The organism is Pigmentiphaga sp. NML080357, assembly GCF_002188465.1.
GTDB lineage: Bacteria > Pseudomonadota > Gammaproteobacteria > Burkholderiales > Burkholderiaceae_B > Pigmentiphaga.
In genome coordinates this window covers 15,830-38,079 of the sequence record NZ_NINW01000014.1, presented here as the reverse complement: position 1 = coordinate 38,079, position 22,250 = coordinate 15,830, and the positions used below count along the sequence as shown (strand labels likewise).

The 22,250-nt window shown below is 60.1% G+C and carries 21 protein-coding genes and 1 pseudogene; 13 read left to right on the top strand and 9 right to left on the bottom strand.

Features of this window, described 5'->3' with window-relative positions:
- The 4 genes and pseudogenes from CDO44_RS03640 to CDO44_RS03625 form a co-directional block, all read left to right on the top strand.
- A pseudogene (locus CDO44_RS03640) lies at positions 1-112 on the top strand (IS5/IS1182 family transposase); the annotation flags it as partial.
- 74 nt (positions 113-186) lie between these two features.
- Positions 187-1,329: a hypothetical protein gene (locus CDO44_RS03635; protein WP_087779008.1), complete on the top strand. Its 1,143-nt coding sequence runs from the start codon at positions 187-189 to the stop codon at positions 1,327-1,329.
- Positions 1,330-1,340: 11 nt separating this feature from the next.
- Positions 1,341-3,449, top strand: a complete 2,109-nt coding sequence (locus tag CDO44_RS28325; RefSeq protein ID WP_087779006.1) for an ATP-binding protein — start codon at positions 1,341-1,343, stop codon at positions 3,447-3,449.
- Positions 3,392-4,552, top strand: coding sequence for a DNA methyltransferase (locus CDO44_RS03625; RefSeq protein WP_144389464.1), 1,161 nt, complete (start codon positions 3,392-3,394; stop codon positions 4,550-4,552). Before CDO44_RS28325 ends, CDO44_RS03625 begins: the two co-directional genes overlap by 58 nt.
- A 154-nt stretch (positions 4,553-4,706) precedes the next feature.
- On the opposite strand, the gene CDO44_RS03620 is transcribed toward CDO44_RS03625, so the two are convergent.
- The 7 genes from CDO44_RS03620 to CDO44_RS03590 form a co-directional block, all read right to left on the bottom strand.
- Positions 4,707-6,071 carry a DUF3987 domain-containing protein gene (locus CDO44_RS03620; protein WP_233146027.1) on the bottom strand — a complete coding sequence of 455 codons (1,365 nt, stop codon included), beginning with the start codon at positions 6,069-6,071 and terminating at the stop codon, positions 4,707-4,709.
- Positions 6,072-6,956, bottom strand: a complete 885-nt coding sequence (locus CDO44_RS03615; RefSeq protein ID WP_053822728.1) for a plasmid partitioning protein RepB C-terminal domain-containing protein — start codon at positions 6,954-6,956, stop codon at positions 6,072-6,074.
- A complete protein-coding gene (locus tag CDO44_RS03610) occupies positions 6,953-7,852 on the bottom strand; it encodes a plasmid partitioning protein RepB C-terminal domain-containing protein (RefSeq protein ID WP_087779000.1) in 900 nt (299 codons plus the stop codon). The genes CDO44_RS03615 and CDO44_RS03610 overlap by 4 nt, the downstream gene beginning before the upstream one ends.
- Positions 7,849-9,408 carry a recombinase family protein gene (locus CDO44_RS03605; protein ID WP_053822726.1) on the bottom strand — a complete coding sequence of 520 codons (1,560 nt, stop codon included), beginning with the start codon at positions 9,406-9,408 and terminating at the stop codon, positions 7,849-7,851. The genes CDO44_RS03610 and CDO44_RS03605 overlap by 4 nt, the downstream gene beginning before the upstream one ends.
- Before the next feature lie 138 nt (positions 9,409-9,546).
- On the bottom strand, positions 9,547-10,017 hold the full coding sequence (locus tag CDO44_RS03600; protein ID WP_087778998.1) for a hypothetical protein: 471 nt from the start codon (positions 10,015-10,017) through the stop codon (positions 9,547-9,549).
- An 82-nt stretch (positions 10,018-10,099) separates the two neighbouring features.
- Positions 10,100-10,609, bottom strand: coding sequence for a PIN domain-containing protein (locus tag CDO44_RS03595; protein ID WP_087778996.1), 510 nt, complete (start codon positions 10,607-10,609; stop codon positions 10,100-10,102).
- Positions 10,590-11,669 (bottom strand): helix-turn-helix domain-containing protein, encoded by a 1,080-nt coding sequence (locus CDO44_RS03590; protein WP_087778994.1) that lies wholly within the window; start codon positions 11,667-11,669, stop codon positions 10,590-10,592. The genes CDO44_RS03595 and CDO44_RS03590 overlap by 20 nt, the downstream gene beginning before the upstream one ends.
- Positions 11,670-11,920: 251 nt before the next feature.
- On the opposite strand from CDO44_RS03590, the gene CDO44_RS03585 reads away from it, so the two are divergent.
- Entirely contained in the window at positions 11,921-13,036 is a 1,116-nt protein-coding gene (locus CDO44_RS03585; RefSeq protein WP_087778992.1) for a Fic family protein, read from the top strand.
- Here the strand turns inward: CDO44_RS03585 and CDO44_RS27785 are convergent.
- Entirely contained in the window at positions 13,018-13,584 is a 567-nt protein-coding gene (locus CDO44_RS27785; protein WP_198951288.1) for a helix-turn-helix domain-containing protein, read from the bottom strand. The two genes, CDO44_RS03585 and CDO44_RS27785, sit on opposite strands and share 19 nt — an antisense overlap.
- Positions 13,568-13,930, bottom strand: a complete 363-nt coding sequence (locus CDO44_RS27780; RefSeq protein WP_087778990.1) for an AlpA family transcriptional regulator — start codon at positions 13,928-13,930, stop codon at positions 13,568-13,570. The genes CDO44_RS27785 and CDO44_RS27780 overlap by 17 nt, the downstream gene beginning before the upstream one ends.
- Positions 13,931-14,607: 677 nt before the next feature.
- On the opposite strand from CDO44_RS27780, the gene CDO44_RS27355 reads away from it, so the two are divergent.
- From CDO44_RS27355 to CDO44_RS03540, 8 genes are all read left to right on the top strand, one after another.
- The gene (locus CDO44_RS27355; protein ID WP_144389463.1) at positions 14,608-15,525 is read left to right on the top strand and encodes a hypothetical protein; all 918 of its coding nucleotides are present in this window, start codon (positions 14,608-14,610) and stop codon (positions 15,523-15,525) included.
- Positions 15,526-15,665: 140 nt separating this feature from the next.
- Positions 15,666-15,800 (top strand): hypothetical protein, encoded by a 135-nt coding sequence (locus tag CDO44_RS28240; protein ID WP_255407782.1) that lies wholly within the window; start codon positions 15,666-15,668, stop codon positions 15,798-15,800.
- Between the two features lie 245 nt (positions 15,801-16,045).
- Entirely contained in the window at positions 16,046-16,864 is an 819-nt protein-coding gene (gene phnC, locus CDO44_RS03565) for a phosphonate ABC transporter ATP-binding protein (protein ID WP_020200553.1), read from the top strand.
- 2 nt (positions 16,865-16,866) lie between these two features.
- Positions 16,867-17,727: a phosphate/phosphite/phosphonate ABC transporter substrate-binding protein gene (gene phnD / locus CDO44_RS03560; protein ID WP_046983516.1), complete on the top strand. Its 861-nt coding sequence runs from the start codon at positions 16,867-16,869 to the stop codon at positions 17,725-17,727.
- Positions 17,728-17,739: 12 nt separating this feature from the next.
- On the top strand, positions 17,740-18,537 hold the full coding sequence (gene phnE, locus CDO44_RS03555; RefSeq protein WP_009238668.1) for a phosphonate ABC transporter, permease protein PhnE: 798 nt from the start codon (positions 17,740-17,742) through the stop codon (positions 18,535-18,537).
- 24 nt (positions 18,538-18,561) lie between these two features.
- The gene (locus tag CDO44_RS03550; RefSeq protein ID WP_009238667.1) at positions 18,562-19,572 is read left to right on the top strand and encodes a phosphonate dehydrogenase; all 1,011 of its coding nucleotides are present in this window, start codon (positions 18,562-18,564) and stop codon (positions 19,570-19,572) included.
- Positions 19,569-20,453 (top strand): LysR family transcriptional regulator, encoded by an 885-nt coding sequence (locus tag CDO44_RS03545; protein WP_080324167.1) that lies wholly within the window; start codon positions 19,569-19,571, stop codon positions 20,451-20,453. Before CDO44_RS03550 ends, CDO44_RS03545 begins: the two co-directional genes overlap by 4 nt.
- 204 nt (positions 20,454-20,657) lie before the next feature.
- Positions 20,658-21,449: a glycosyltransferase gene (locus tag CDO44_RS03540; protein ID WP_045785179.1), complete on the top strand. Its 792-nt coding sequence runs from the start codon at positions 20,658-20,660 to the stop codon at positions 21,447-21,449.
- Positions 21,450-22,250: the final 801 nt, after the last annotated feature.

Sequence of the window (22,250 nt, the reverse complement as noted above, 5' to 3'; positions counted from 1 at the left end):
ACTGTTCCGGCGCCTCAAAGGCTTCCGGCGCATATTCTCGCGATTCGACAAGCTGGATGTGATGTTCATTGCCTTCATCAATTTCGCGCTCATCGTTGATGGGCTTAGATAGTGTGAACACGCCCTAGGATACGGCAAAATCGTGCAATCTTGAACAGCTAACCGATTTACTTGGCAGGAGGGGGGATGATCGACCCGGCAAGCCAGGCCCAACTGAAGGAGGCCATCGCGGACTGCATCGGCACCGACCAAGGGGTGCTGGATGCGCTGCGGGAAGAGATTCGCCCGCTGAAAAGCGCCACACGCCGCATTCAGCCGCGCGCGACGACGTCCATCTCGCTGGTCGGCACCGATGGCGGAAACAACCAGCTCCAGTTCGACCCCTTTCTGATCCAGCTGGTCCGGGTGGTGGACAGCAGCAACAACGAGTACTGCCTGGAGGCCGTCTCGCCCACCACGCCGGTTCAGAAGCTCAATGAGCGTCAGTTTGCGGCGGACGGGTCGGCACGCACAGCCTTGGGCGAGATGATGGCCTTTCTGGGCGTCAACAACCTGCCGGCGCTCTCTCACATGATTCGGCCGACCGACAAGGGCAAGCCGGTCTCTCCCAGCTGGGTGCAGGTCTACCGGGAGCTGGTCGAGTGGGCCATCTTGTTCGCGATCCTGAAGAAAGACTTTGGCACCGATACCTTGATCGTTTGCGACGGCCTGCTGCGCAGCAAGGTCTTCGCCAAGGATCGGTTCCAGCGGCTGCTCCAAGGCATGAAGGAGCGCATCGACGCGCAGTGGAACAAGAGCCGTCGTCGGGTGTACCTCGCTGGTGTGGCCAAGCACAGCAAGGTGCTTTCACGGTATCGGCTCGCCATGGCCCTGGAAGGCGTGCTTCAAACCGACTACCCGGCCTACGTGGAAGTGCCGCGTGAAGTGGAGGAGAAGGCCTACGTCTGGTCGGAGTTTGCGCGAGGAGATGACCGCGCTGACGACGGCGGGGAGACCAACAAGTTTGTCGGCGGCAAGATGTTCTTGGTGAAGTTTGGGTCGCACCGACGTGACCCGGTGTGGCCGGTTGACGTCTTTGTGCCCCAGGTTGGCGATGCTCAGACCATCCTCGGTTCGATGCTGGCCGACGCGATCAACGGCTTTCCGGTGCCGCACTATCCGCGCTGCCTGCAGAAGGCCCATGAAAACGCCGCCCTGGTCGATTTCGATTTCGACATCCTGCAGGACTTCATTTACGAAGGTGTGCGATCGAGTCTTGGCGGTGACGCCGGGACCCTGGACGCGTTTCAGCTACAGGACGCTGACCCAGCCCAACGCCGGTACGGATAAGGAAGCGCAACATGGCAGAAATTCAACTCTTTCCCAGGGAGCAGGTCGTCGGCATCTTCCGGGGCTTCCAGCAAGGCGGCATGGAGTTCCACGCCGACCTGGTGTTGCCGTACCGAAACGAGTTCCAGAACATCCCGATGCACGGGCAGTTCCTCCTCGTCCAATTGGAGACGCCCGATGAGGCCGTGCTGGGACGCATCGCCTCCTTCTCCTCGGAGGGCAAACTGTCTTTCGGCTCCGGCGAGGAATTCAATATCCGCGCAGTCCGCGAGGAGCGGCCGATCCCAGAGGACCTGCGCGAGCAATACCTCAAGTACCGGGTCAACATTCGCGTGCTGGGCGTGCTGCGAAAGAATGGCAAGGGGCTGACGTTCGTCCCCTCGCATCGCCGGCTTCCCCACGTAGGCAGCAAGGTGGCCTTCCCGAGTGACGAAGTGCTGCGCGAGATCGCAGGCCACAACATCGACGGAGCTCCCATCGGTCATCTCGCCTTCGGCGAGTACATCTACGCCGCGGGCAGCAAGTCCTTTCAATCGCAGGAATGGATGCAGGTCGTAGACCCGGAGGTGCTGGTCCGCTTCCCCATCGAGTCGCTTGTGTCTCGCCGCAGCTTCATCTTTGCCCGCGCGGGCTTCGGCAAGTCCAATCTCAACAAGCTGCTTTTCTCGAAGCTCTACGAGACGACACCATTCGTCACCAAGCGTGCCGGCAAGCAAGTTCCTGTAGGCACGGTGATCTTCGATCCGGATGGCGAGTATTTCTGGCCCGATGACAAAGGCCGCCCAGGCCTCTGCGATGTCCCGGCGCTGGAGGACAAGGTTGTCGTCTTTACGGACAGGAGGAATCCGAGCCCCTTCTATCAGTCGTTCGTGGCGGGCGGCATCAAACTGGACATCCGGCGCTTGCGCCCAGGCGATGTGATCTCGATCGCGCTCGGACCCGAGCGCCAGGAGCAGCAGAACGTTCGCAAGCTACGCGGTCTTCCGCAAGACCGGTGGGAGTCGCTGGTCAACCTGATCGACACCAACGGGAATACCACGCCGCTGGACGACATCTGTGGGCTGCTCGACCTTGACCCCCAGCGGCAAGAGGCCGAGGCCTTGGCGGCCCGAGGCAACATGACAGCGATCGTGAAGATGCTGCATGACAAGAGCAGCCAGCTCATGGACATGCTGGTTCACGCGTTGTCCGAGGGGAAGCTGTGCGTCATCGACGTGTCCCAGATGCGTGGCGGTCAGTCATTGGTGCTATCGGGGTTGATCCTTCGCCGGATCTTCGACCGCAACCAACAGGAATTCACCGCAGCCGACCCGAAGACGATTCCGACGATTGCCGTCGTCGAAGAAGCGCAGTCGGTGCTGAACGAGAACGCCCCCGCTGCCGAGCCCTACGTCGCTTGGGTGAAGGAGGGCCGCAAATACGACCTCGGCGCGCTGTTGATTACCCAGCAGCCGGGCAGCATCCCTGTCGAGATTCTCAGCCAGGGCGACAATTGGTTCATCTTCCATCTGCTGTCGGCAGCGGATCTCACGTCACTGAAACGGGCCAATGCCCATTTCAGCGACGACTTGCTGAGCTCGCTACTCAATGAGCCCATCCCGGGCCAGGGTGTGTTTTGGAGCTCGGTGGGAGGCAAGCCTTACCCGGTCAGCCTTCGCGCCTTGTCCTTCGAGAAGATGTTCTCGATGCGCGATCATGACTACAACCAGCCTGCGGGCAATACCTATGCGCAAACCTTGCGCAGCACTTTCTCCGGGATGAGGCGGATGGCGGCCCGTGTCCCGGAAGCCGAGGGCACCGGCGGCTTGTTTCCAGCGGAGACGGAGCATGAAGAAGCCGAGTCCGTGGATGTCATGGCGGCCATTGAGCGGCGCGCTATCGAAGCTCTGCAGGGAAACGACGATCTTCGCCAGAAACTCGAATCCCAAAATGGCATGCCATGGTATGGGGTTCAACAGTTCCTTATCGACCACTTGCCGGAGCATTTGGAGGACCGCCGTCAGTTTGCGTACAACTTGGTCTCGAAGGCCATGAACGCAGTGTTTGGACCACAACCCACAGCGTGGGAGACCTTCAAGAACCCAGGCACGGGAAAGACGTGGATAAGAGTCAGAAAATGACCGTTAACTTTCAGCGTGGCGATACCGCCCTGAATGGAATTTGTCCGTACTTCACGATGTTCCCGCTCGAATTCCCGCTGAACATACTGCAGCGGAAAGCGCGCGCGGGCGATGTCGTGCTTGATCCATTCTGTGGCCGGGGCACCACCAATTTCGCGGCGCGTCTGGTCGGCCTCCGTTCCCTTGGGGTGGATTCCAGTCCGGTTGCCGCAGCCATTACGGCCTCCAAGCTCGCGACAGCCACCGTCGAAGACATCCTTGCCGAAGCGCGCAAGATTCTGACCGAACGTGAAGCGCACCGCATCCCGACAGGTGAGTTTTGGCAATGGGCATTTCACTCCACCGTGCTGGATTCGCTGTGTCGGTTCCGGGAGGCATTTCTGGAGGACTGCGCCACGGACGCGCGCATCGCGCTCCGCGGCATTGTGCTGGGCGCCCTGCATGGCCCGAAGCAGAAGACCTTCCCGAGCTACTTCTCCAACCAATGCCCTCGCACCTACGCTCCCAAGCCGGCCTATGCGACACGCTTCTGGCAAGGGCGGGGGCTTGCGCCCGAGCCTATCGACGTGCTGGCCGTGATCGAACGCCGGGCGAAGCGCTACTTCGGAACGTCTTCCGACATCACGGGCGCCGTGCGATTGGCAGACAGCCGTGAGGCGGGAGCGCTCCACCCGGACACTGCGGACACTCGGTTCGACTGGGTGATCACCTCGCCGCCGTACTACGGGATGCGGACCTACATTCCCGACCAGTGGCTGCGCAACTGGTTCGTCGGCGGTCCCGACGCTGTTGACTACAGCAATCGCGATCAGGTCGTACATTCCAGTCCCGAGGACTTCGCAGCTGATTTGCGCCGGGTGTGGCGGAACGCGGAAGAAGTGTGCGCCGATGATGCAAGAATGGTCATTCGATTCGGCGGCATCACGGACAGGCGCGCCGACCCGCTGGACCTCATCAAGAGTTCTCTCGGTGACAGCGGCTGGCGCATCACCACGATCAGGGAGGCAGGCTCCGCCACTGAAGGCAAGCGCCAGGCAGATGCCTTCCTGCGCACCAAGTCCAAACCAATGGTCGAGTACGACGTTTGGGCGACCAGACAATAGCCTGTGGCCCGGGTTGCCTTGAGCTTCCCACCGCTCACTTTATGCCCGCCCGAGCCGAAGAGCGCAAGTGGGCCGCGAAATGAGCGAAATGAGAAGGCCGACAAGCACTTGCGGGCGGTTCGATGCGACGAAACGAGCGAAATGAGCTTCACCGCTACGCGGGCCGGTACACCCGCGTTGGCGCGCCCGGCGCGTCGGCTGGCCGCTCGACCCACTGCACACTGATCTTCGGCGGCGTGCTGGCCAACAGGTGCTCCAGGCTGGCGTCGATCCGCGTCTTGGTCACCTTGCCCCGAAAGCATTCCGCGCTGATCTGGCTGCGCGTGGCCTGACCACGCTCGCGGAGGAAAGCCAGCACGCGGCTCGACAGTTCCAGCACCTGCGCCAGCTTCGCCTCCTCGGTGGCGCTGACGAACACGAAGCGCACGGATGCCGTGGCGTGGCGAATCCATGCCGTCGCCGCGTCGATGTGCTGGGCATCGATGCGGGTTTGCAGATCGGTCAGCGCCATCAGCATCGCCAGCCGTAGCAGCATCGGGGCGCGGCGCTCCAGCAACGCTCCGACTGCTCCGTCGCCGAAATCGTCGTTCAGTTCGCCCCGGTAGAGCTGGGCGTAGCGCCATTGCGCCTGCGGCGAGAGCTCCATCCGCAGGTGGTCGCGCTGGTCGTGCCGATTGGCACGAACGAAGGCCAACACCTCGAGCGTCCTGCGCGCCAGATGCTCCACCACCGCCTGCGGCGTCTCCTTCGGGAACGGCAGCATCCGCGTGCGTTCGGCCCAGATCATCAGGAAGCGGTTGGCGAAGCCGTTGGTGAGTTCGCGCGCGCTCATCAGGACCGTCAATTCGCTGGGCGAGATCGCGCCGCTCAAGCAGACGTGCGGGTGGCTGGCGTAAAGTCGATTCGACTTGGTGGCGGGCTTGAGATCGACGCCATCCCAACAATCGCGCAGCGCCGCCGACAGCGTGTTGCCGTCGCGCCGTCCCTGATGCAGCACGTTGGCGAACTCGGATTCGACCACCCACAGCCGCTTGTCCTCGATGGCAGGAACGTCCAGGCGGCCTTGCCGGTAGCCGTCGTGCATCAATGCCACCAACCCTTCGCGGCTGGACAGGCCGCCGCGATGAATCTGCGGCGCGAAGCCTTCGTCCATCGCGCGCAGCGCCTGATCGATGCGCAGCACCAGTGACACCGCGTCGCCCTTGCGGCCACGGCCCGAGCGCCCGACGTGCAAGCAGAACAGCCGCGCGTGGTGGCGGGTGTTGCCGACAGGCAGGTACACGCCGCGCCCGACCGCGCAGGACAGATAGGCCGTGAAGTTGGCGGCGATGGCGACTGCATTGGTTTCCGTGCCTTCGCTGCCGGCATGGGCCACGTCGCCGATCAGGCCATACAGGCACGCCGGATCGGCCACGGGCGCATTGCGATGCGCGACCATCGCCGCCTCTCCGCCGTCATCGGCATCGTCCGGCGGTGATGTGGCGTGCGGTCGGTGAATAGCATCGCCGATCCGTCGCATTCACTTTCCGTCCAGCGCCACGGTCTGGATGATGTTCTCGAACTCGGCCAGCACGTCAGGCTGGCGCTGCGACAGAAAACGGAACACCGCCTTGTTGTCGATCAGCTTGCCGAGGTAGCCGCGTGCCAGGACCAGGAGTAGCACGTCCTGACCGTAGGACTTTTCGACCAGCTTCAGTTGCCCTTGGATGTTTCCCATCTCGCGCTCCATCTTCACCATCTGTTCCGCCGTGACGCCGGGCAGCTTCCGAGGCCGCTTCTCGCTGACCAGCAGGTGCGGCGGCGTGGCCGCAAGCAGGGCTTCGGCGTAGGCGACCGTCATGTTGTTGGCAGTGAGCATCAGCTCCACGCACTCGACCTGCCGGGTGGGTTTGAGTTTGCGCAGCACCGAACCGAGGTTGGCAGAGAAGTGCTGATCCTTCAGCATCTCGACCGCCTCCGGGCAGATGCCTTCGAGCAGGCTCACCTTCTTGTGGATCTGGCTGATGTCCACGTTCAGCGCCTTGGCCAGCCGCTCGGGCGAAACGCCACGCTCGACTGCTCGCCGAAGCATGTGGTGCTCCTGAATGGACGAGATGCGGTTGATCCGGTTGTTGTAGGTGTAGCTTTCGTCGTCGGTAGCGACCAGGCACGGTGCGTCGACGTAGCCGAGCTGCCGCAGCGCCAGCAGGCGCATGTGCCCGTCGAGCAGGATGTGCTGGCCGGTGGCCTTATCGGCCTTGCCCACGCTCAAGGGTTCGATCAGTCCGACTGCTTCCATCGAGGCCATGATCTGCTTGAACTTTCGCGACGTATTCAAGCCCTCCGGCGTCTTGCGCGACGGCAGAATCCGATCCAGCGCAAGCGTGATCGGTTCTGGGATGAACCCCAACGGCGGGCGGCTCATGCCGCGTGACCTCCAGCCCAGACGCGCTCGGCCAGTTGCTTGGGCAAGGTGTCCAGTCCTTCGGCGCGCAGCAGGTTGGAGAAATGCTCGTCGGCCAGCAACTGGCGCAGCGCCTCGATCACGAACAGCAGGCGCTGCTGGGTGAATTCGGCCTTCTTGACCATCAGCTTCTGCCGCTCGACCTCGTGCTGGTAGTTGCGCACCAGGCTGGAGGTGGTGACGGACGCTCCCTTGCGCGTGGGCCGGTGGGCCAGCGTTTTGCCCAAGCTGCTGCGCCGCTGAAGCACGCGACGCGCCTGCATCAGTTGCCCGCCGCGCAGTTGGCCGCTTTCGTAGGCGTCCTGCAACGCGGCCTGCACCGCTTCTTCGTCGCTTGCGCCCGCGATGGTGATGGCGACGTTGAGCGGAATCCTTCCGGCCTCGACGGCGGCCAGCAGGCGTTCCTCGCTCTTTTCGAAGAGGAGCAGGATGCCTTTGATGTAGTCGAGACTCAGGCCGGTCTTCTGGGCGATGACGCGCTTGTCGTAGCCCTGTTGGCTCAACTGCTCGATGCTCATCAGCAGTTCCAGCGCACTGTATTTCCTGCGGGCGATGTTCTCGGTCAGGCTCATGATGAAGGCGTCTTCGTCATTGACCCGCACCACCAGTGCCGGAATCTCTCTCTCGCCGAGCGACTTGAAAGCCTTGAGCCGTCCCTCACCGCAGATCAGCAGGTAGCGTTTGCCGTCTTCGAGATCGTCGCGCGGCGTGACCGTGACCGGCTTCTTCAGACCGACGTTCTTGATGTTGCCGACGATCTCCTCGAACACGCGGCCGTTGCGGTCGCGTGGGTTGAGCACCGCGATCTGATCGACCGGGATCATCTGCAGCTCGGTGGCGTGGTGCATTTTGCTCATGCGACTCTCCTCAGACGGCTGCGCTCGGCCATGCCGTAGAGGTAGTCCAGGCTGTCGAAGCGGTAGCTCTCGAATTCGAGGCCGTTGTGATCGGCCAGGTGAATGCGCGGCTGGCCGAAGTCCAAACGCGGCAGCAAGTAGTAGTCCAACGCAGCCTGATTGCTGTCATCCAGACGCACGGCGACCGTGATGTCGGGCGTCAGGCTGGTATCGAAGCGCACCTTCCAGCGGCGGCGGTCGTTGTCCAGCAACTGGCAGCGCGAGAGCACCAGCGAGACGGTGAACTCGCGGTTGACCGTGAGCAGGTCGGTCGCCGGATCGCGCGCGACCGCGCCGCCGACATCGGCGATCATCCGCTCGGTTTGGCCGACGATCTCCGGGTGGAGGCGGCGCAGGAACTGGTTGACCTCCAGATACTGGTAGTCCCGATCCGGCGTGAAGCCCACCGTCTGGTAGGCGCGGATCAGGCTGCCGAAGCGGTGCGCGTAGGCAGCCGCCGACGGCATCCCCTCGGACTCGTCGATGATCAGGCCGGACAGGTAGCCGTGCTGCTGGAAGAGCCGCCGCAGCTTCTCGATCAGTTCCTCGTTGCTGAAGCGGTGGGCGCGTTCGCGCAGGATGCCTTGCGCCGTGTAGAACAGCTCGGGCGGCACGATGCCCTCGAACGCGCCTTCCTTCTTGATCCACATCTCCGGGCGGTTCACCACGCGCACCTTCTTGAGCTTGAAGGAGCGCCTGTTGTAGACGTTGTTGCCGATGTATTTCTCGTTGGACAACACCTCGCGCACCGTGGCCCGCGTCCAGTCGCGCCCGAGGTCGGTCCGAATGCCGCGGGTGTTGAGCCGGTCGGCGATCTCGGATTCGAACAGGCCGTCCTCGACGAACCAGCGGTAGATCTGGTTCACGACCGCCACTTCCTCGTCCGGGCCGGGCTGCAGGATCACGCGGTCGGTTTGCAGGCTCTTGTGCTCACCACGCGAAAGCTGCCCCTTCACCGCACCGGACTGGTCGATCAGCACGCGTCGCAGACCGTAGCCCGCTGGCCCGCCTTGGCGGAATCCGAGTTCGATCAGGCGGCACTGTCCGGCGAACACCTTGGCCGAAAGCTCGCGGCTGTATTCGCCCGCCATTGCACGTTTGACGCCTTTGACGATGGTGGACACCGGCGAGCCGTCGTTCTCGAACTGCTCGGCGCAGTAGGCGACCTGAATTCCGGCGCGGCGGCAGATGTATTCGTAGTAGGCGCTTTCGTCGGCGTCCTGGAACCGGCCCCAGCGGCTCACGTCGTAGACGAGGATGATCTGGAAGTCGGCCTTGCCTGCCTGGACGTCGCCGATCAGTTGCTGGAGCGCCTGCCGACCGTCGATGCGCAGACCGCTCTTGCCCTCGTCGGCGTAGGTGCGGACGATCTCGATGTTGCGCCGGGCGGCGTACTCGCGAATTTTGTCGGCCTGGTTCTCCGTCGAGTATTGCTGGTGCTCGGTGGACATGCGCACGTACTGCGCGGCGCGGAACACCGGCCCCGGCGGACTTATAGGCGATTCGTTCGATTGCATAGACCCGGTCACTCCGTGATTGGCGATCTCGGGTCTGCCGCCCCTTCAATGGACACGCCGCCGCCGCACGGCGGCAACGCACACGGTTGGAATCGTTGCCATGCAGGATGTTCGAGAGAACCCGTTTTGGAAGCAAAGTTACGGGCGAATCGACGAGGCGTCGATCACGTCCTCTCTTGACACGTCCATCTTGCACGGACACGTCACGCAGACCGGCGTGATCTCGACGACCCACGAGTCGCCGTTTTCCCTCGGCAATGCCGGATGCAGCGTGATGCGGTACAGGCCGCTCGGCAGGTCGCACGCGTCCATCTTTGCAAGATCCCCGTTTCGGCCCTGGTCCCGCGACCGCTGCTGCTCGCGGTTGCGTTGTGCGTATTCGGGCCGGGAATCGCGGTAGTTGCGCCAGTAGTCCTGATGGCGCTGCGACCACGCCTGCTGCGCGGCGCGCTGGTTGATCCGGTAGTCGGGATCGGACTGGAGCTTGGCCCGCTGCCACCGGCGCTTACGGGCGCGTTGGCAGTCGGGTGCGGAACAGAAGGCTTGGTCGGGAACTTGCGGGCGGGGTTCGAAGGGGTGGCCGCAGTGCGCGCAAAGTCGGGTGGTCATCGTGGTCTCCATGGAAGGTCCGTATGGAGACCGCCACTGACCGTGGCGAAGGGGACGAAGCGGCTGCCTTATGAAGGGGTGGTCAACGCAACGCGTTCAGCATCTTTTCGGCTTCTGGCCAGGGCAATCGACGCTTGCCCAACTTCATTCTGTCGAGCGCCTTGAGGGCGTCGTCGACCGTCAGCAATTGGTTTTCAATCATGGCGCACAGCAGCCTGATGGTGCCCATGACGTTGACCTGCTCCTTGCTGGCGACAACCCGCAAATTGGTGTCGCCCGTCAGCAGGGTGCAGGCCTCCTGCTTCGCAAGCGCCAGTGCCAAGTAGTCGTTGTGACTGGGCTTGGGGCCGTTTTTCGCCGGAAGCAGATGGTTGTGCTGGCCTGGCAATTGCTGGGCATACGCTACGAAGTCGCCGCTGACCTCCATGATCTGCAAGCCCAGGTCTTCAAGGCCCGGGCTGCCTGGCTCAATTTCTTCGTAGTACAGCAGGTCGGGGATGCCGAACTGCATCGGAAGCTGAAAGAGCGTATCCATCAACGCTCCTGCTTCCATGTCGATCAAGATGTTGGCATCACTGATGAGCAACCGCATCCGATGACTCCAACTGGCGTTCTTTGTGGAAGCGCATCATCGGGATGCCCAGCAGTTCCGCCGCCTTGCCCTCCGAAATGTATTGTTCGGCCAAGGCGCGGTACACCAACTGATCAAACAGTCGTGGATGCTCTTGCGGCAGCGGATCGCCCGGCTCGTTCTTGCGCCAGCCCTTTGCCGAAAACCGCTTGACCATCGAAAGGTGGGCGGCCTCGGTGATCACGCCACACTGTTTGGCGCGCTGCAGCCATCCGGACATCGATAGGCCAAATTCATGTTTGAGCACATAGAGCTCTTGCCATTCCAGCGCATGGCGTTGCTCCCCGAGCAACTGAAGTACTGCGACACGCGGGGCCAAGAATGCACCAGCGAAACGGTCGCAGGCTTTCTCTTCGTCGATGCCGTCAGCCAGTCGTCCTTCGAGCAGCAGGTGCCCCAGTTCATGCGCAAGGGTGAACCGTTGGCGATCACCGGGCCAGCGCTTGGAGACAGCCACGACCGGATACTCCCGGCCATCTTCGGTTCGCGCCTTGGCCGTCAAGCCAGAGAACCCAGGATTCCCTTCATCGACCACGATGACCAGCAGGCCAAGCCCTTCGAGGGTGTCGGTGAGGTCAGCAATCGGGTTCATGCCCAACAGCCAAGCGTTGCGAACCGTATCCGAGAACCCGTCGATCTCATCCAACGAAGCGACGTGTTCAGGCAGGTTAGCGGGAGGTGCAAACGCCGGGAACGGTAGTTCGGGAAAGGCACCGAGCAACTCCACGCGTTTTTCCACCAACTCGACGACCTTAATCTTCAGCGCATCCTGCGCCGTCTTGCCAAAGGTCGAGAGCTTGCGGAACTCGGGCTGCAGCAGTTCGACTGTATGCGTGCGGAAGAAGTACTCGGTCCGGATGCCGCAGGCACGGGCCAGCTTGAGCAGCTGAGACGATGAGGGGGTCAGAAGACCCTTCTCGTACTTCTGGATGGCGGTGTGAGAAACACCCACCTGTTCACCCAAGGCACCCAGGGTCAGACCTGCCGCCAATCGTGCTTGACGAATGCGATCTGCAATCATGACGCCTCCTTGGGTTTAGTTTAAAACGACCAATATTCTACCAAATTTTTAAACCAAAGAGAATCCCACGCCTCCAAGGCGGCAGCGACGTCACCCGTGGGCGACCACTTCCATGCTGGGACGCATCACGTTGAGAATCAGGAACATCTGGCACGACGCGCTCGACCGATGCGGCGATTGGCATCTTCATTCTCCGCACTTTGTGCGGTTAATCTCTTGCCTTTGCGGCGAATAAGGTGTTTAATCTCCGCATGGAAAGCGGAGAAAAACTCTACATCTGGCAGGCCGAAGACTGGCCCAACTGGCGCTACGACCTGTCGGTGCTCACTGGGCCGTTGACCGAGGTCAGCCGCGCCCAGGGCGTGCTGCTGGGCCGTCTGGCCGACGTGGGCATGACGCTGCGCGATCAGGCCAGCCTCGCCGCGCTGACCGAGGACGTGGTCAAGACCAGCGAAATCGAAGGGGAAGTGCTGAACGTCGAATCGGTGCGTTCCTCGATTGCTCGCCGTCTGGGCGTGGACATTGGCGCGGTCGCCCCGGTGGATCGGCACATCGAAGGCGTCGTGGAGATGGTGCTCGACGCTACTTCGCGCGCCGCCTTCCCACTGACCGCCGAGCGCCTGTTCGGCTGGCACGCGGCCCTGTTCCCAACCGGGTACTCGGGCATGAACAGGCTCACCGTGGGGCATTGGCGCGACGATGCGGCCGGGCCGATGCAGGTGGTTTCCGGTCCGGTGGGGCGGCGCAAGGTTCACTTCCAGGCACCGCCCGCCGACGTGCTGCCCACCGAGACGGCGCGGTTTTTGGCATGGGCCAACGAGGAAACGGGCGAGCCCGCACTCATCAAGGCCGGGCTGGCGCATCTGTGGTTCGTGACGCTGCACCCCTTCGACGACGGCAACGGCCGCATCGCCCGCGCCGTGGGCGACCTGTTCCTGGCGCGCGCCGATGGCAGCCCGCAACGCTTCTACAGCCTGTCGGCCCAGATCCAGCGCGAGCGCCGCGACTACTATGACGTGCTGGAGCGCACGCAGAAGGGCACGCTCGACGCCACCGGCTGGCTGTCGTGGTTTCTCGGCACACTCGGGCGCGCGGTCGCCAGCGCGCAGTCCACGCTGGACGCCGTGCTAGTCAAAGCACGCTTCTGGCAACGCTGGGCGGGCCTGTCGTTGAACGAGCGGCAAGTGAAACTGCTCAACCGCCTGCTCGACGGCTTCGAGGGCAAGCTCACGAGCAGCAAGTGGGCCGCCATCGCCAAGTGCTCGCCAGACACCGCGCTGCGCGACATCACGCAGTTGCTGGACCAAGGCGTGTTGAAAAAATCACCGGGCGGCGGGCGCAGCACCGGCTACGAGCTGGCGGACTGAAGTGCATCGACGGACGTGCCCGCATCGCTGCGGCACGGACGCAGGTGGTGCACCTCCCAGCAGAAGACTTCTTCGATACTGAAACGGATGACGCCACCGCTGGTTAGGATGTAGCAAGGAATGCCACGTCGCTGGCGTTCCTGATCCTGTTGAAACCAGTAGACAGGTAGTCCAGTGATGTCGGCCACGGCCTTGCACGAGTAGAAAATCTGGTCACGCCGAGCGGGCCGCTGCTGCATCATCTGCTCGATGGCGTCTTCACGCGCTGTGGGCGAAGATTCGGACAGGGCGCGTCCCGCACTGGATTTCCATGTCACCCGCGCCTTGCGCTCGAAGGCCTCGACTTCCATCAGGAGGTAGCGGACAGACCTGTTGATGTGCCATGCGGGCGGGCCGATGCCTTCCGAGCGCCAGCGTTGCAGCGTCTTGGGCGAGAGGTTCCACCTCGAGCACAGCTGCGTTTCGTTAAGCACAGGATACTTGATGGGCGGTTCATCAGGGCCGGCGGAGCCGGCGCGACGGGCAGTGGCGTCAGCCTTGGGTTTCATCGTGCGCCTCCGTCAGGGCGGCCTCAGCCGCTGCAAGGCTGCCGTACTGCGCGATGAGCGCGAAGGCCTCGTTCAGGTAGTACCGCTTTGACTCCGATGCAGCGGGCGCGGGAGGTTCGACGACCGGCGGGTCGGCGATCAATGGCGGCAGGGCTGCGTCGGCGGGCATTCCCTGACGGCTCGCCTGTTCATAGGCGACAATTTCATCCACCGGATAGCGGATGGCCTTGGAGAGCTTGATGTATGGTGGGCCGACGCCATCGCTGCGCCAGCGTTGAAGGGTCGCGGCGCTGACGTTCCAGCGTAGTGCCAGCTCGGTTTCGGTGAAAGCGGGTTCGGTCAACATGGGCTCCTTTCGTCGTTCGTGCTGGGCATTACGGCGACGAATGCGAAGGAAGCCAAGTTGCAGGCTCGGAAGTGTCCGGCATTGGCGGCGACTGCGAGTGCCAATCGGCCTCTCGAAACTTCCGGCCGTGGGCATACGCGGGGGCGCGAAATCCTTCCCCGGAATCGCGCGAAGGTCGCGCGGTTTCCGACCGGGGACGAAGCCCGCAGAGACCGCGGGTTTCGTTTCTTGTTGAATTACGCCACCAGATACTTGTCCGACGAGGTTCGTCGGAATCCGAAAAGCCCTTTGTCTTCAACGACTTAGGGCTTTTTTCATTCCGGCGAGGTCCGACGAGGTACGCCCCGATCCAAGCGCCGTTGCAGAAGATTTTGCGGAAAGTCCAAATACCTTCCGACGATCTTCGCAGCGCTCTTCAACGAGTTCAGCGTAAGGAGGCCACAAGATGGCTTTGGAGAAGATCAAGGGCGACCGCGAGATCAAAGCACTCAAGCCTCTGGGAGCTTTGCTGAGGTCGATCGATGGCTACACGGGCACATTCGTCGTGAAATGCGCTCTGAAATTGGCCCCCATGCTGATGCTGCGCCCAGGAGAGTTGAGACAAGCACGCTGGGAAGAGTTTGACCTCGACAACGGTCTGCTTTACGTGCCCTCTTCACGGTTGAAGAGAACAAAGCGTGAGAAGGCCAACGGCCATCTACGCTGGCGAGCAGCTTTGCCAACAACTGCTGGAACCGCTGCAAGCCACCTTTGGGCGCATTCATGTTCGCTCGGGTTACCGCTCGCCTGCCGTCAACGAGTTTGGCAATCAGAACAAGCTCAATTGCGCCAGCAATGCGTCCAACTACTCGGCTCATATCTGGGACTATCCGGATGCGCAAGGCAAGCGCGGTGCCACGGCTTGCATCGTGGTGCCCTGGCTGGTGGATCACATCGAGCGAGGTGGCAGTTGGACCAACATGGCCTGGTGGATCCACGATCACCTTCCCTACCACTCGCTGTACTTCTTCCCGCGCCTGGCGGCTTTCAACATCCGCTGGCATGAAGCGCCTGTCCGTCGAGTGGACAGCTACGCCGCCCCAAAGGGCTGTCTCATTCAACCCGGTACGCCGGGTGCGCCAGGCATGCATCAGGAGCACTACGTTGGGTTTCCCGACGTGGACGCGCCAATGATTGGGTCCGCCCCAGCCGTCTTCCCCACTCAAACCATCGTCCAGCCAGTCCAACACACCATGCAAACACCTGTCCCGACAAAACCTACAGCGGCTCGTCAAGGGTCAATCTTCTACCGTGCGGTGCATGCCACGACCGCTTGGCGGAAGGTGAACTCACACCACAGTCTGACGTCTGCGCTGACTGGCCCCCGAGGCGCCCGCGTGCTGTTGGCAGGCAAAGGTGCCATTGATTACGACTTGCATGGTGATGCGTTGTATGTGCTCGTGTGGGAAGCCGGTAGCCAAGAGGGGCAGGCTGTGCGACGTCATCCCACTCGAGCGGGCGAGTATCAGTTCGCCAAGGTACCCGTGGCCACACTCGAGCGCTTTGAAGCCGCAGGCCATGCGAGCCAAACTGATCTGGCATCACTTTTCGCGTGAGTTGTACAGAGGGCAACAGAGGCGCGACACCCATGCTTTGCGCATCAGTTGCATGGATGAGGCCAGGGTATGTGATCGCTCACACGCAAGGCTGGGATGGGCGCATGCTCCTCCCGGTCTTCAGTTAAGGACCCGGTGATATGAAACTCATCTCCAACATCCTCTTGTTCATCGCCTTGTACATCGCGGCCAGGATGCTTGATGCCATGCAGTACCACTTTTGGGGCTGGTCGGTCTTCTCCTTTCTTGGCTTCTGGGAGCACACGAGGAGATGACCACTATAGGCTGAGAGCTGCCCCTCGTGCTGCGCGCTTGGATCGGCGGCTATCGACCGATAGCAGGCGTCTATATTTGGCATAGATAGCACAACTTATTTCCCTCACAGGCACCCGCGACCATGTCTCAAAAATGACATCAACGAGTCATCAGGGTGTCATATCACGACATTACCATCGCTGCAATTCAGATTCGTAATCAGGTCATCATTTTTGATTACGATTTCAAATCTGCCGGAGGTGTCATGATCGAACTACAGAATGTCTCAGTCAGTTATGGTGATGCGATTGCACTGTATCCCACCACTCTCAAACTCCATCAGGGACAGTTCACCGTATTGCTCGGATCTTCCGGCGCTGGAAAATCCACGCTACTTCGCTGTATTAATTCGCTGCATGCGTCGCAGCGCGGCACCACCATTGTCGCCGGCTTAGGAAATTTGGCGAACTCGCGTGCATTGCGCATGCATCGCCGACAGACTGGCATGGTGTTTCAACAGCATCAATTGATTGGCCGACTGACGGCTTTGCAAAACGTTTCGATGGGCCGAATGGGCTACCACACGGCATTACGCAGTCTATTCCCCCTCCCGGCGAAGGATCAATCCATATGCCTGCAAAGTCTGGACCGAGTCGGCTTATTGCACAAAGCCTTAAGCCGTGTCGACGCATTGAGCGGCGGCCAGCAGCAACGCATCGGTATTGCCCGGGCTCTGGCTCAGCAACCTAAACTGGTGTTGGCTGATGAACCGGTAGCCAGCCTCGATCCTGCTACTGCAGAGCGAGTGCTAAGTCTGCTGCACCGCATTTGTAAAGAGGACGGGATTTCGGCGGTCGTCAGCCTGCATCAGGTAGACCTCGCTCAACGTTATGCCGACCGTATTATTGGCCTGTCCCATGGCCGAGTCATTTTTGATGCCGCCCCGCAGACTTTGGATCAAGCCAGTTACGACACGCTGTATGAACAAGTACCCCGTTCTTCTTTGAGCGTTCCACAAGACGCTCGAGAGGAACGGCTTATCGATACTTCATTTCCCATGCAACTTGCTACCGTAAAGGATTGATTATGAAAAAACTCGCATCCGCATTATTGTCTGTCTTGCTTGCCGCCGTCTGCAGCATTGGCCATGCATCATCCAATCCCGATCCAGAAACGCTCAAAGTTGCGCTGCTGCCGGACGAAAACGCATCGACCGTAATTAAAAACAACAAGCCGCTCGAAATCTATCTGGAAAAAGAGCTGGGAAAGAAAATTGAGCTGGTGGTTACCACTGATTACTCGTCAATGATCGAAGCCATGCGTCACGGCCGTATCGACATGGCATATTTTGGCCCCTTGTCGTATGTGCTGGCTAAGCAAAAGAGCGACATCGAGCCATTCGCAGCGATGAAGCAAAAGGGTAGCACTACCTACCAGTCCGTATTGATCGCCAATACTGGCGCCGGCATCGCCAAAATCAGTGATATCGTCAACAAGAATGTCGCTTACGGTGATAAGGCATCCACCTCCAGCCATTTGATTCCGAAGTCGATATTGGCGGAAAACGGTTTGAAAGCCGGCGAAAACTATCGCGAACACTTTGCCGGTGCGCATGACGCGGTGGCCATGGCCGTGCAAAACGGTCACGCGCAGGCTGGCGGCTTGAGTAAGCCGATTTTTGAATCCCTGGTTCAGCGCGGACTGGTCGATCCCAACAAAGTAAAAGTTCTTGCCGAATCGAAGCCATATCCGCAATACCCGTGGACCATGCGCAGCAATCTGAAGCCGGAACTGAAGGAAAAGATCCGTGCAGCCTTCTTGAATCTCAAAGATCCGGAAGTCCTGAAACCTTTCAAAGCCGATGGTTTCGGCCCGATCAGCGACAAAGACTATGACGTGGTGCGCAGCCTTGGCACACTGCTCAAGCTCGATCTGTCGAAGTTCTAAGTGAGCGACAGCATGCAAGCTGATTTTGGTTTGATTCTGGCCGAGCGCCAGCGCGTATGGAACCGCACGATACTGCAGTTTGCCGTTGTGCTGGCGATTGTGATCGGTTGCTGGTATTACGTCGGCCTATTTGATGCCGAGCGATTGAAGGATGGCATGCCAAGCCTGGTAAAAATTGCCGGCGAGATGTTCCCACCGAACTTCTCGCAGGCTGGCACCTGGGTCAAACCGGTACTGGATACCTTGGCCATGAGTATCGCCGGTACGGCAATCGCGGTATTGCTATCCATTCCCTTAGGAGTGCTCGCCGCGCGGAATACTAGCCCTCATCCACTCGTGTATCAAGCCACACGCGGCCTGTTAAACGCTTTGCGATCGATACCCGAACTGATCATGGGCATCCTGTTCGTGGCAGCCGTTGGCTTCGGCGCATTGCCGGGTGTTTTAGCCCTAGGCTTACATTCGGTTGGCATGATCGCCAAATTTTTTTCGGAATCGATCGAACATGCCGATCCGGCACCGGTAGAAGCCGCGCATGCAGCGGGCTGCACGCCATTGCAGGTGATTTTTCATGGGATCTTTCCCCAAGTGCTTCCGCAAATGGCCGATACCGCGATCTATCGATGGGAATACAACTTCCGTGCTTCGACCGTGATGGGCATGGTCGGCGCCGGTGGAATCGGGTTCGAGCTGATGGGCTCTCTGCGCATCATGCAATACCAGGATGTCTCGGCTATTTTGCTGGTTATTTTAGGCATGGTTACCCTCGTCGACGCCTTCAGCTCCTTCCTGCGTCGCAAGTTCAAATAACTCCCAAAGCTTACAAAGGTTTTTATGAAGCCCAAAGTCGTCCTCACCCACTGGGTGCACCCGGAAATCATCGAATTGTTGTCCGCTAGCGCCGATGTTATCCCCAACACCACACGGGAAACCTTGCCGCGTTCTGAGGTAATTGCGCGAGCCAAAGATGCGGATGCACTCATGGCTTTCATGCCGGACAGCATCGACAGCGCGTTTCTCGAGGAATGTCCAAAGCTGCGTGTCATCGGCGCCGCGCTTAAAGGCTATGATAACTTCGATGTCAACGCCTGCACACGCCACGGTGTATGGCTTACGATTGTGCCGGATTTGCTTACGATCCCGACCGCTGAACTGACTATCGGCCTTCTTCTCGGTTTGACAAGGCATATGCTGGAAGGCGATAGGCAAATCCGTAGCGGACACTTCCAAGGCTGGCGGCCGACACTATATGGCTCTGGTTTGACAGGAAAAACGCTTGGCATCATTGGTATGGGGGCGGTCGGCCGTGCAATCGCCCAGCGCTTGGCTGGCTTTGAAATGAATCTCTTGTATTGCGATCCGATTCCGCTCAATGCCGAACAAGAAAAGGCTTGGCACGTACAGCGCGTCACGCTCGATGAACTGCTCGAAAAATGTGATTATGTCGTGCCGATGGTTCCGATGGCCGCAGAGACACTGCATCTGATCGATGCCACCGCGTTGGCCAAGATGAAAACCGGTAGCTACCTGATCAATGCATGTCGCGGCTCGGTCGTGGATGAGAATGCGGTGATAGCAGCACTGGCGTCTGGAAAACTAGCTGGATATGCAGCCGATGTCTTCGAGATGGAAGAATGGATACGCGCTGATCGCCCGCAGGCTATCCCCAAGGCGCTGCTCGACAATACGGCACAAACGTTTTTTACGCCGCATTTGGGATCGGCGGTCAAGGAAGTTCGGCTTGAAATCGAGCGGCAGGCAGCGATGAACATCATCCAGGCACTCGCTGGTGAAAAACCGATGGGCGCGATTAATCAGCCGTATCCGGGAGTAAAGGCGGCGTGATAGATCTGGAGCGTGTGGCGACGTTCATTGCCGTCGTCAAATGCGGGGGCTTTCGCGAAGCGGCGAAGCAAACTGGATTGTCCCAGCCAACAGTAACGCAGCATATCAAGCGGCTGGAGCAGTCTTTGCAGGCCCGGCTGATTGACCGCGCAACAATGCCGCAAAGCCTGACATTGGAGGGAAAGATTTTTTTCCCCTATGCGGAACAATTGCTCCGTACTAGCCATAAGGCTACGGCAGCCCTCCACAATAAAAGCCTGGTCGTTGGTGCAAGCTCCAATATCGGCATTTATCTTTTACAACCCTATATCAAGGCGCTCCAAGATAAATTAGCAAACAAGATCGATGTGAGGATCGGCAAAAATATCGAGATTGCCGCTTTGCTGGAAACGCTTGAAGTGGATGTAGCGGTAATGGAGTGGTGGGACTCACGTCCTGGGTTCGTCTCAACAGTATGGCGGCGCGAGAGGATGGTTGTCATTGTTCGCCCCGGCCATCCTTGGGCTGCCGAGTCGACCATTCCACTTAAGTGGTTAAAATCCCAGATCTTGCTTGGAGGCGAAGCGGCTACCGGAACTGGGCGCCTACTACAACAATATGCCGGTGCCGACTCGGCAGAGTTCACAGTGGGTATGCAGTTAGGTAGCACCGAGGCGGTCAAACACGCGGTCCACGCAGGGCTAGGAATCTCGCTTGTGATGGAAAGCGCGGTCAAGCATGAACAGGCAAGCGGATGGTTACATGCAATTCCGATTGAAGAAGATGTTTACAAAGATCTTTATCTCGTACATCGCTCAGAAACTTCGTTAAGCGGTCCGGTGGCAAGCCTTGCAGATTTGATTCTCCATTCTCCGGATTTAGGCTCAATAGAATATAAATAGCAAAACGAATGTCTGCTTCTGGCCGAGAGCTGACCTTCTCTGCGCGCATCTCACTGACCGCAACCGCTGCAGAGCCGCCGGTCGCCCGGCGCCTTAAGGCTGGGTGCGTGGCGACCGGTGGCTTTCGACCCGACAGCGACGTTGACTGCGTCGGTGCCAAGCTGATCAGATAGAAGCGCGCAGAACGCGCAGAGAATATAGCCCATGACCGGGCAGCACATACCCATCGCCACACTGATCGCTTCAAAGCCCAAGAATCCAGATTTGCTGCGCCGTGCTCTGATCTCCGTCATCCAGCAGTACCGACGTCCAGACCTTTTGCTGCTCGCATTTGATCGTCGATTACCAGAGCCTGGCGCATTAGATGGTGTGATCAGTAATCCGTTTATCAATGGCGTCGTTGTCCTGCGGAACGAGCGCATGCAAGGGGCTGCTGGCACCTGGAACACCGGCTTGTCTTGGCTGCAAGAACAAGGCTTTGATGGCTACGTGGCGATACTCGATGACGACGATGAATGGGACCCCGATCACTTGAGCCAATGTGAGCGAGCAGGTGCCCGCGGTGGTGCTGACGTCGTCTTGTCTGGTCTTCGGGTGATGAAGGATGGCGTTGAGATTCCGAGAGCGCCGTTGTCTTCGGTCACAGTGGATGACTTCCTCGCCGGTAACCCCGGGTGGCAGGGCAGCAATACCTTTGTCAAGCTGGAGGCCCTGATGCGTGTCGGTGGCTTCACCGATGGTCTACCCAGCACCAATGACCGAGACTTGGCCGTGCGTTTACTCGGACTGCCTGATTTGAAAGTGGCATTCACCCACCGAATGACAGCGACCTGGCACATTGACAGCCAGGCAGATGCTTTGTCCCGCCCCGGCAGCCCTGAGAAGCGCGCAGGTCTGCTTCAGTTCCTGGCGATGCACGGTCACTTGATGTCGCCTGACGTCATGACCAGGTTCAAGGCGCGTGCCCGTGATCTGTTTGGCGTTGACATGCCATGAGCGTGAACGGGCATGAGCAGCCAGGGCTGCCAGATTGGTCAGAGCCGAGGGTACCCAAGGTACGCCTGACGCACCGAAACATTCACTTCCTCATCGCACCCGGTGACGTCGCCATGCAAGCATCGGTCATCGTGGGTCTGTCTCACCGCAACCACCCGAGTGGTTTGAACGAGGCGTTGCGGAGCGCCATGGCGCAAGACATGGCAGACGATCTGGCGTTCCTGGTGCTGGACGACAGTTCGGATGAGGGTTGGATGCAATCGCTGCATGCCGACCTCTTGTCTGACCCTCGGCTGGTAGTCGCAGCAGGGCACTTCGGTTCGCCCACCCAATCCAGGAATGGCTTGCTCGACCTGGTGGACGAGTGCTTTCCAAATGCGAAGTGGGTCGCTCGATTGGACGCCGACGATCGCTTTGCAGAACCCTCTAGCCTGCGGGCGCTGGTGCAAGCCGGCGATCAGCGTGGCACCTTGGGATGGTCCGATCATGAATTGGCACGACGTAGGACACCTGAGCGCCAAGTGGAGGCCTTGAGTGCGCTGCCTGGCTTTGATACCTACTACGGCGAGTTGATGCGGTCATTGCACCCTGCTTGCGCGCTGGATACCGATAAAGAAGTGCCGATCCCCGAGCCGTCAGCTCACCCTGATGTGACGCTCTTGATCAAGTGCTGCCCGCAGGATGCGAGCTCTGCCCACTTGCAGGTGCAGCACCTGGTCAGTGAGTTGGGGATGCGTGCGCGTTTTGCGAAGAGGGTTCTTTTGATTGACCCTTTCGAGGGGCCTTACCTTCGGCAGTTCG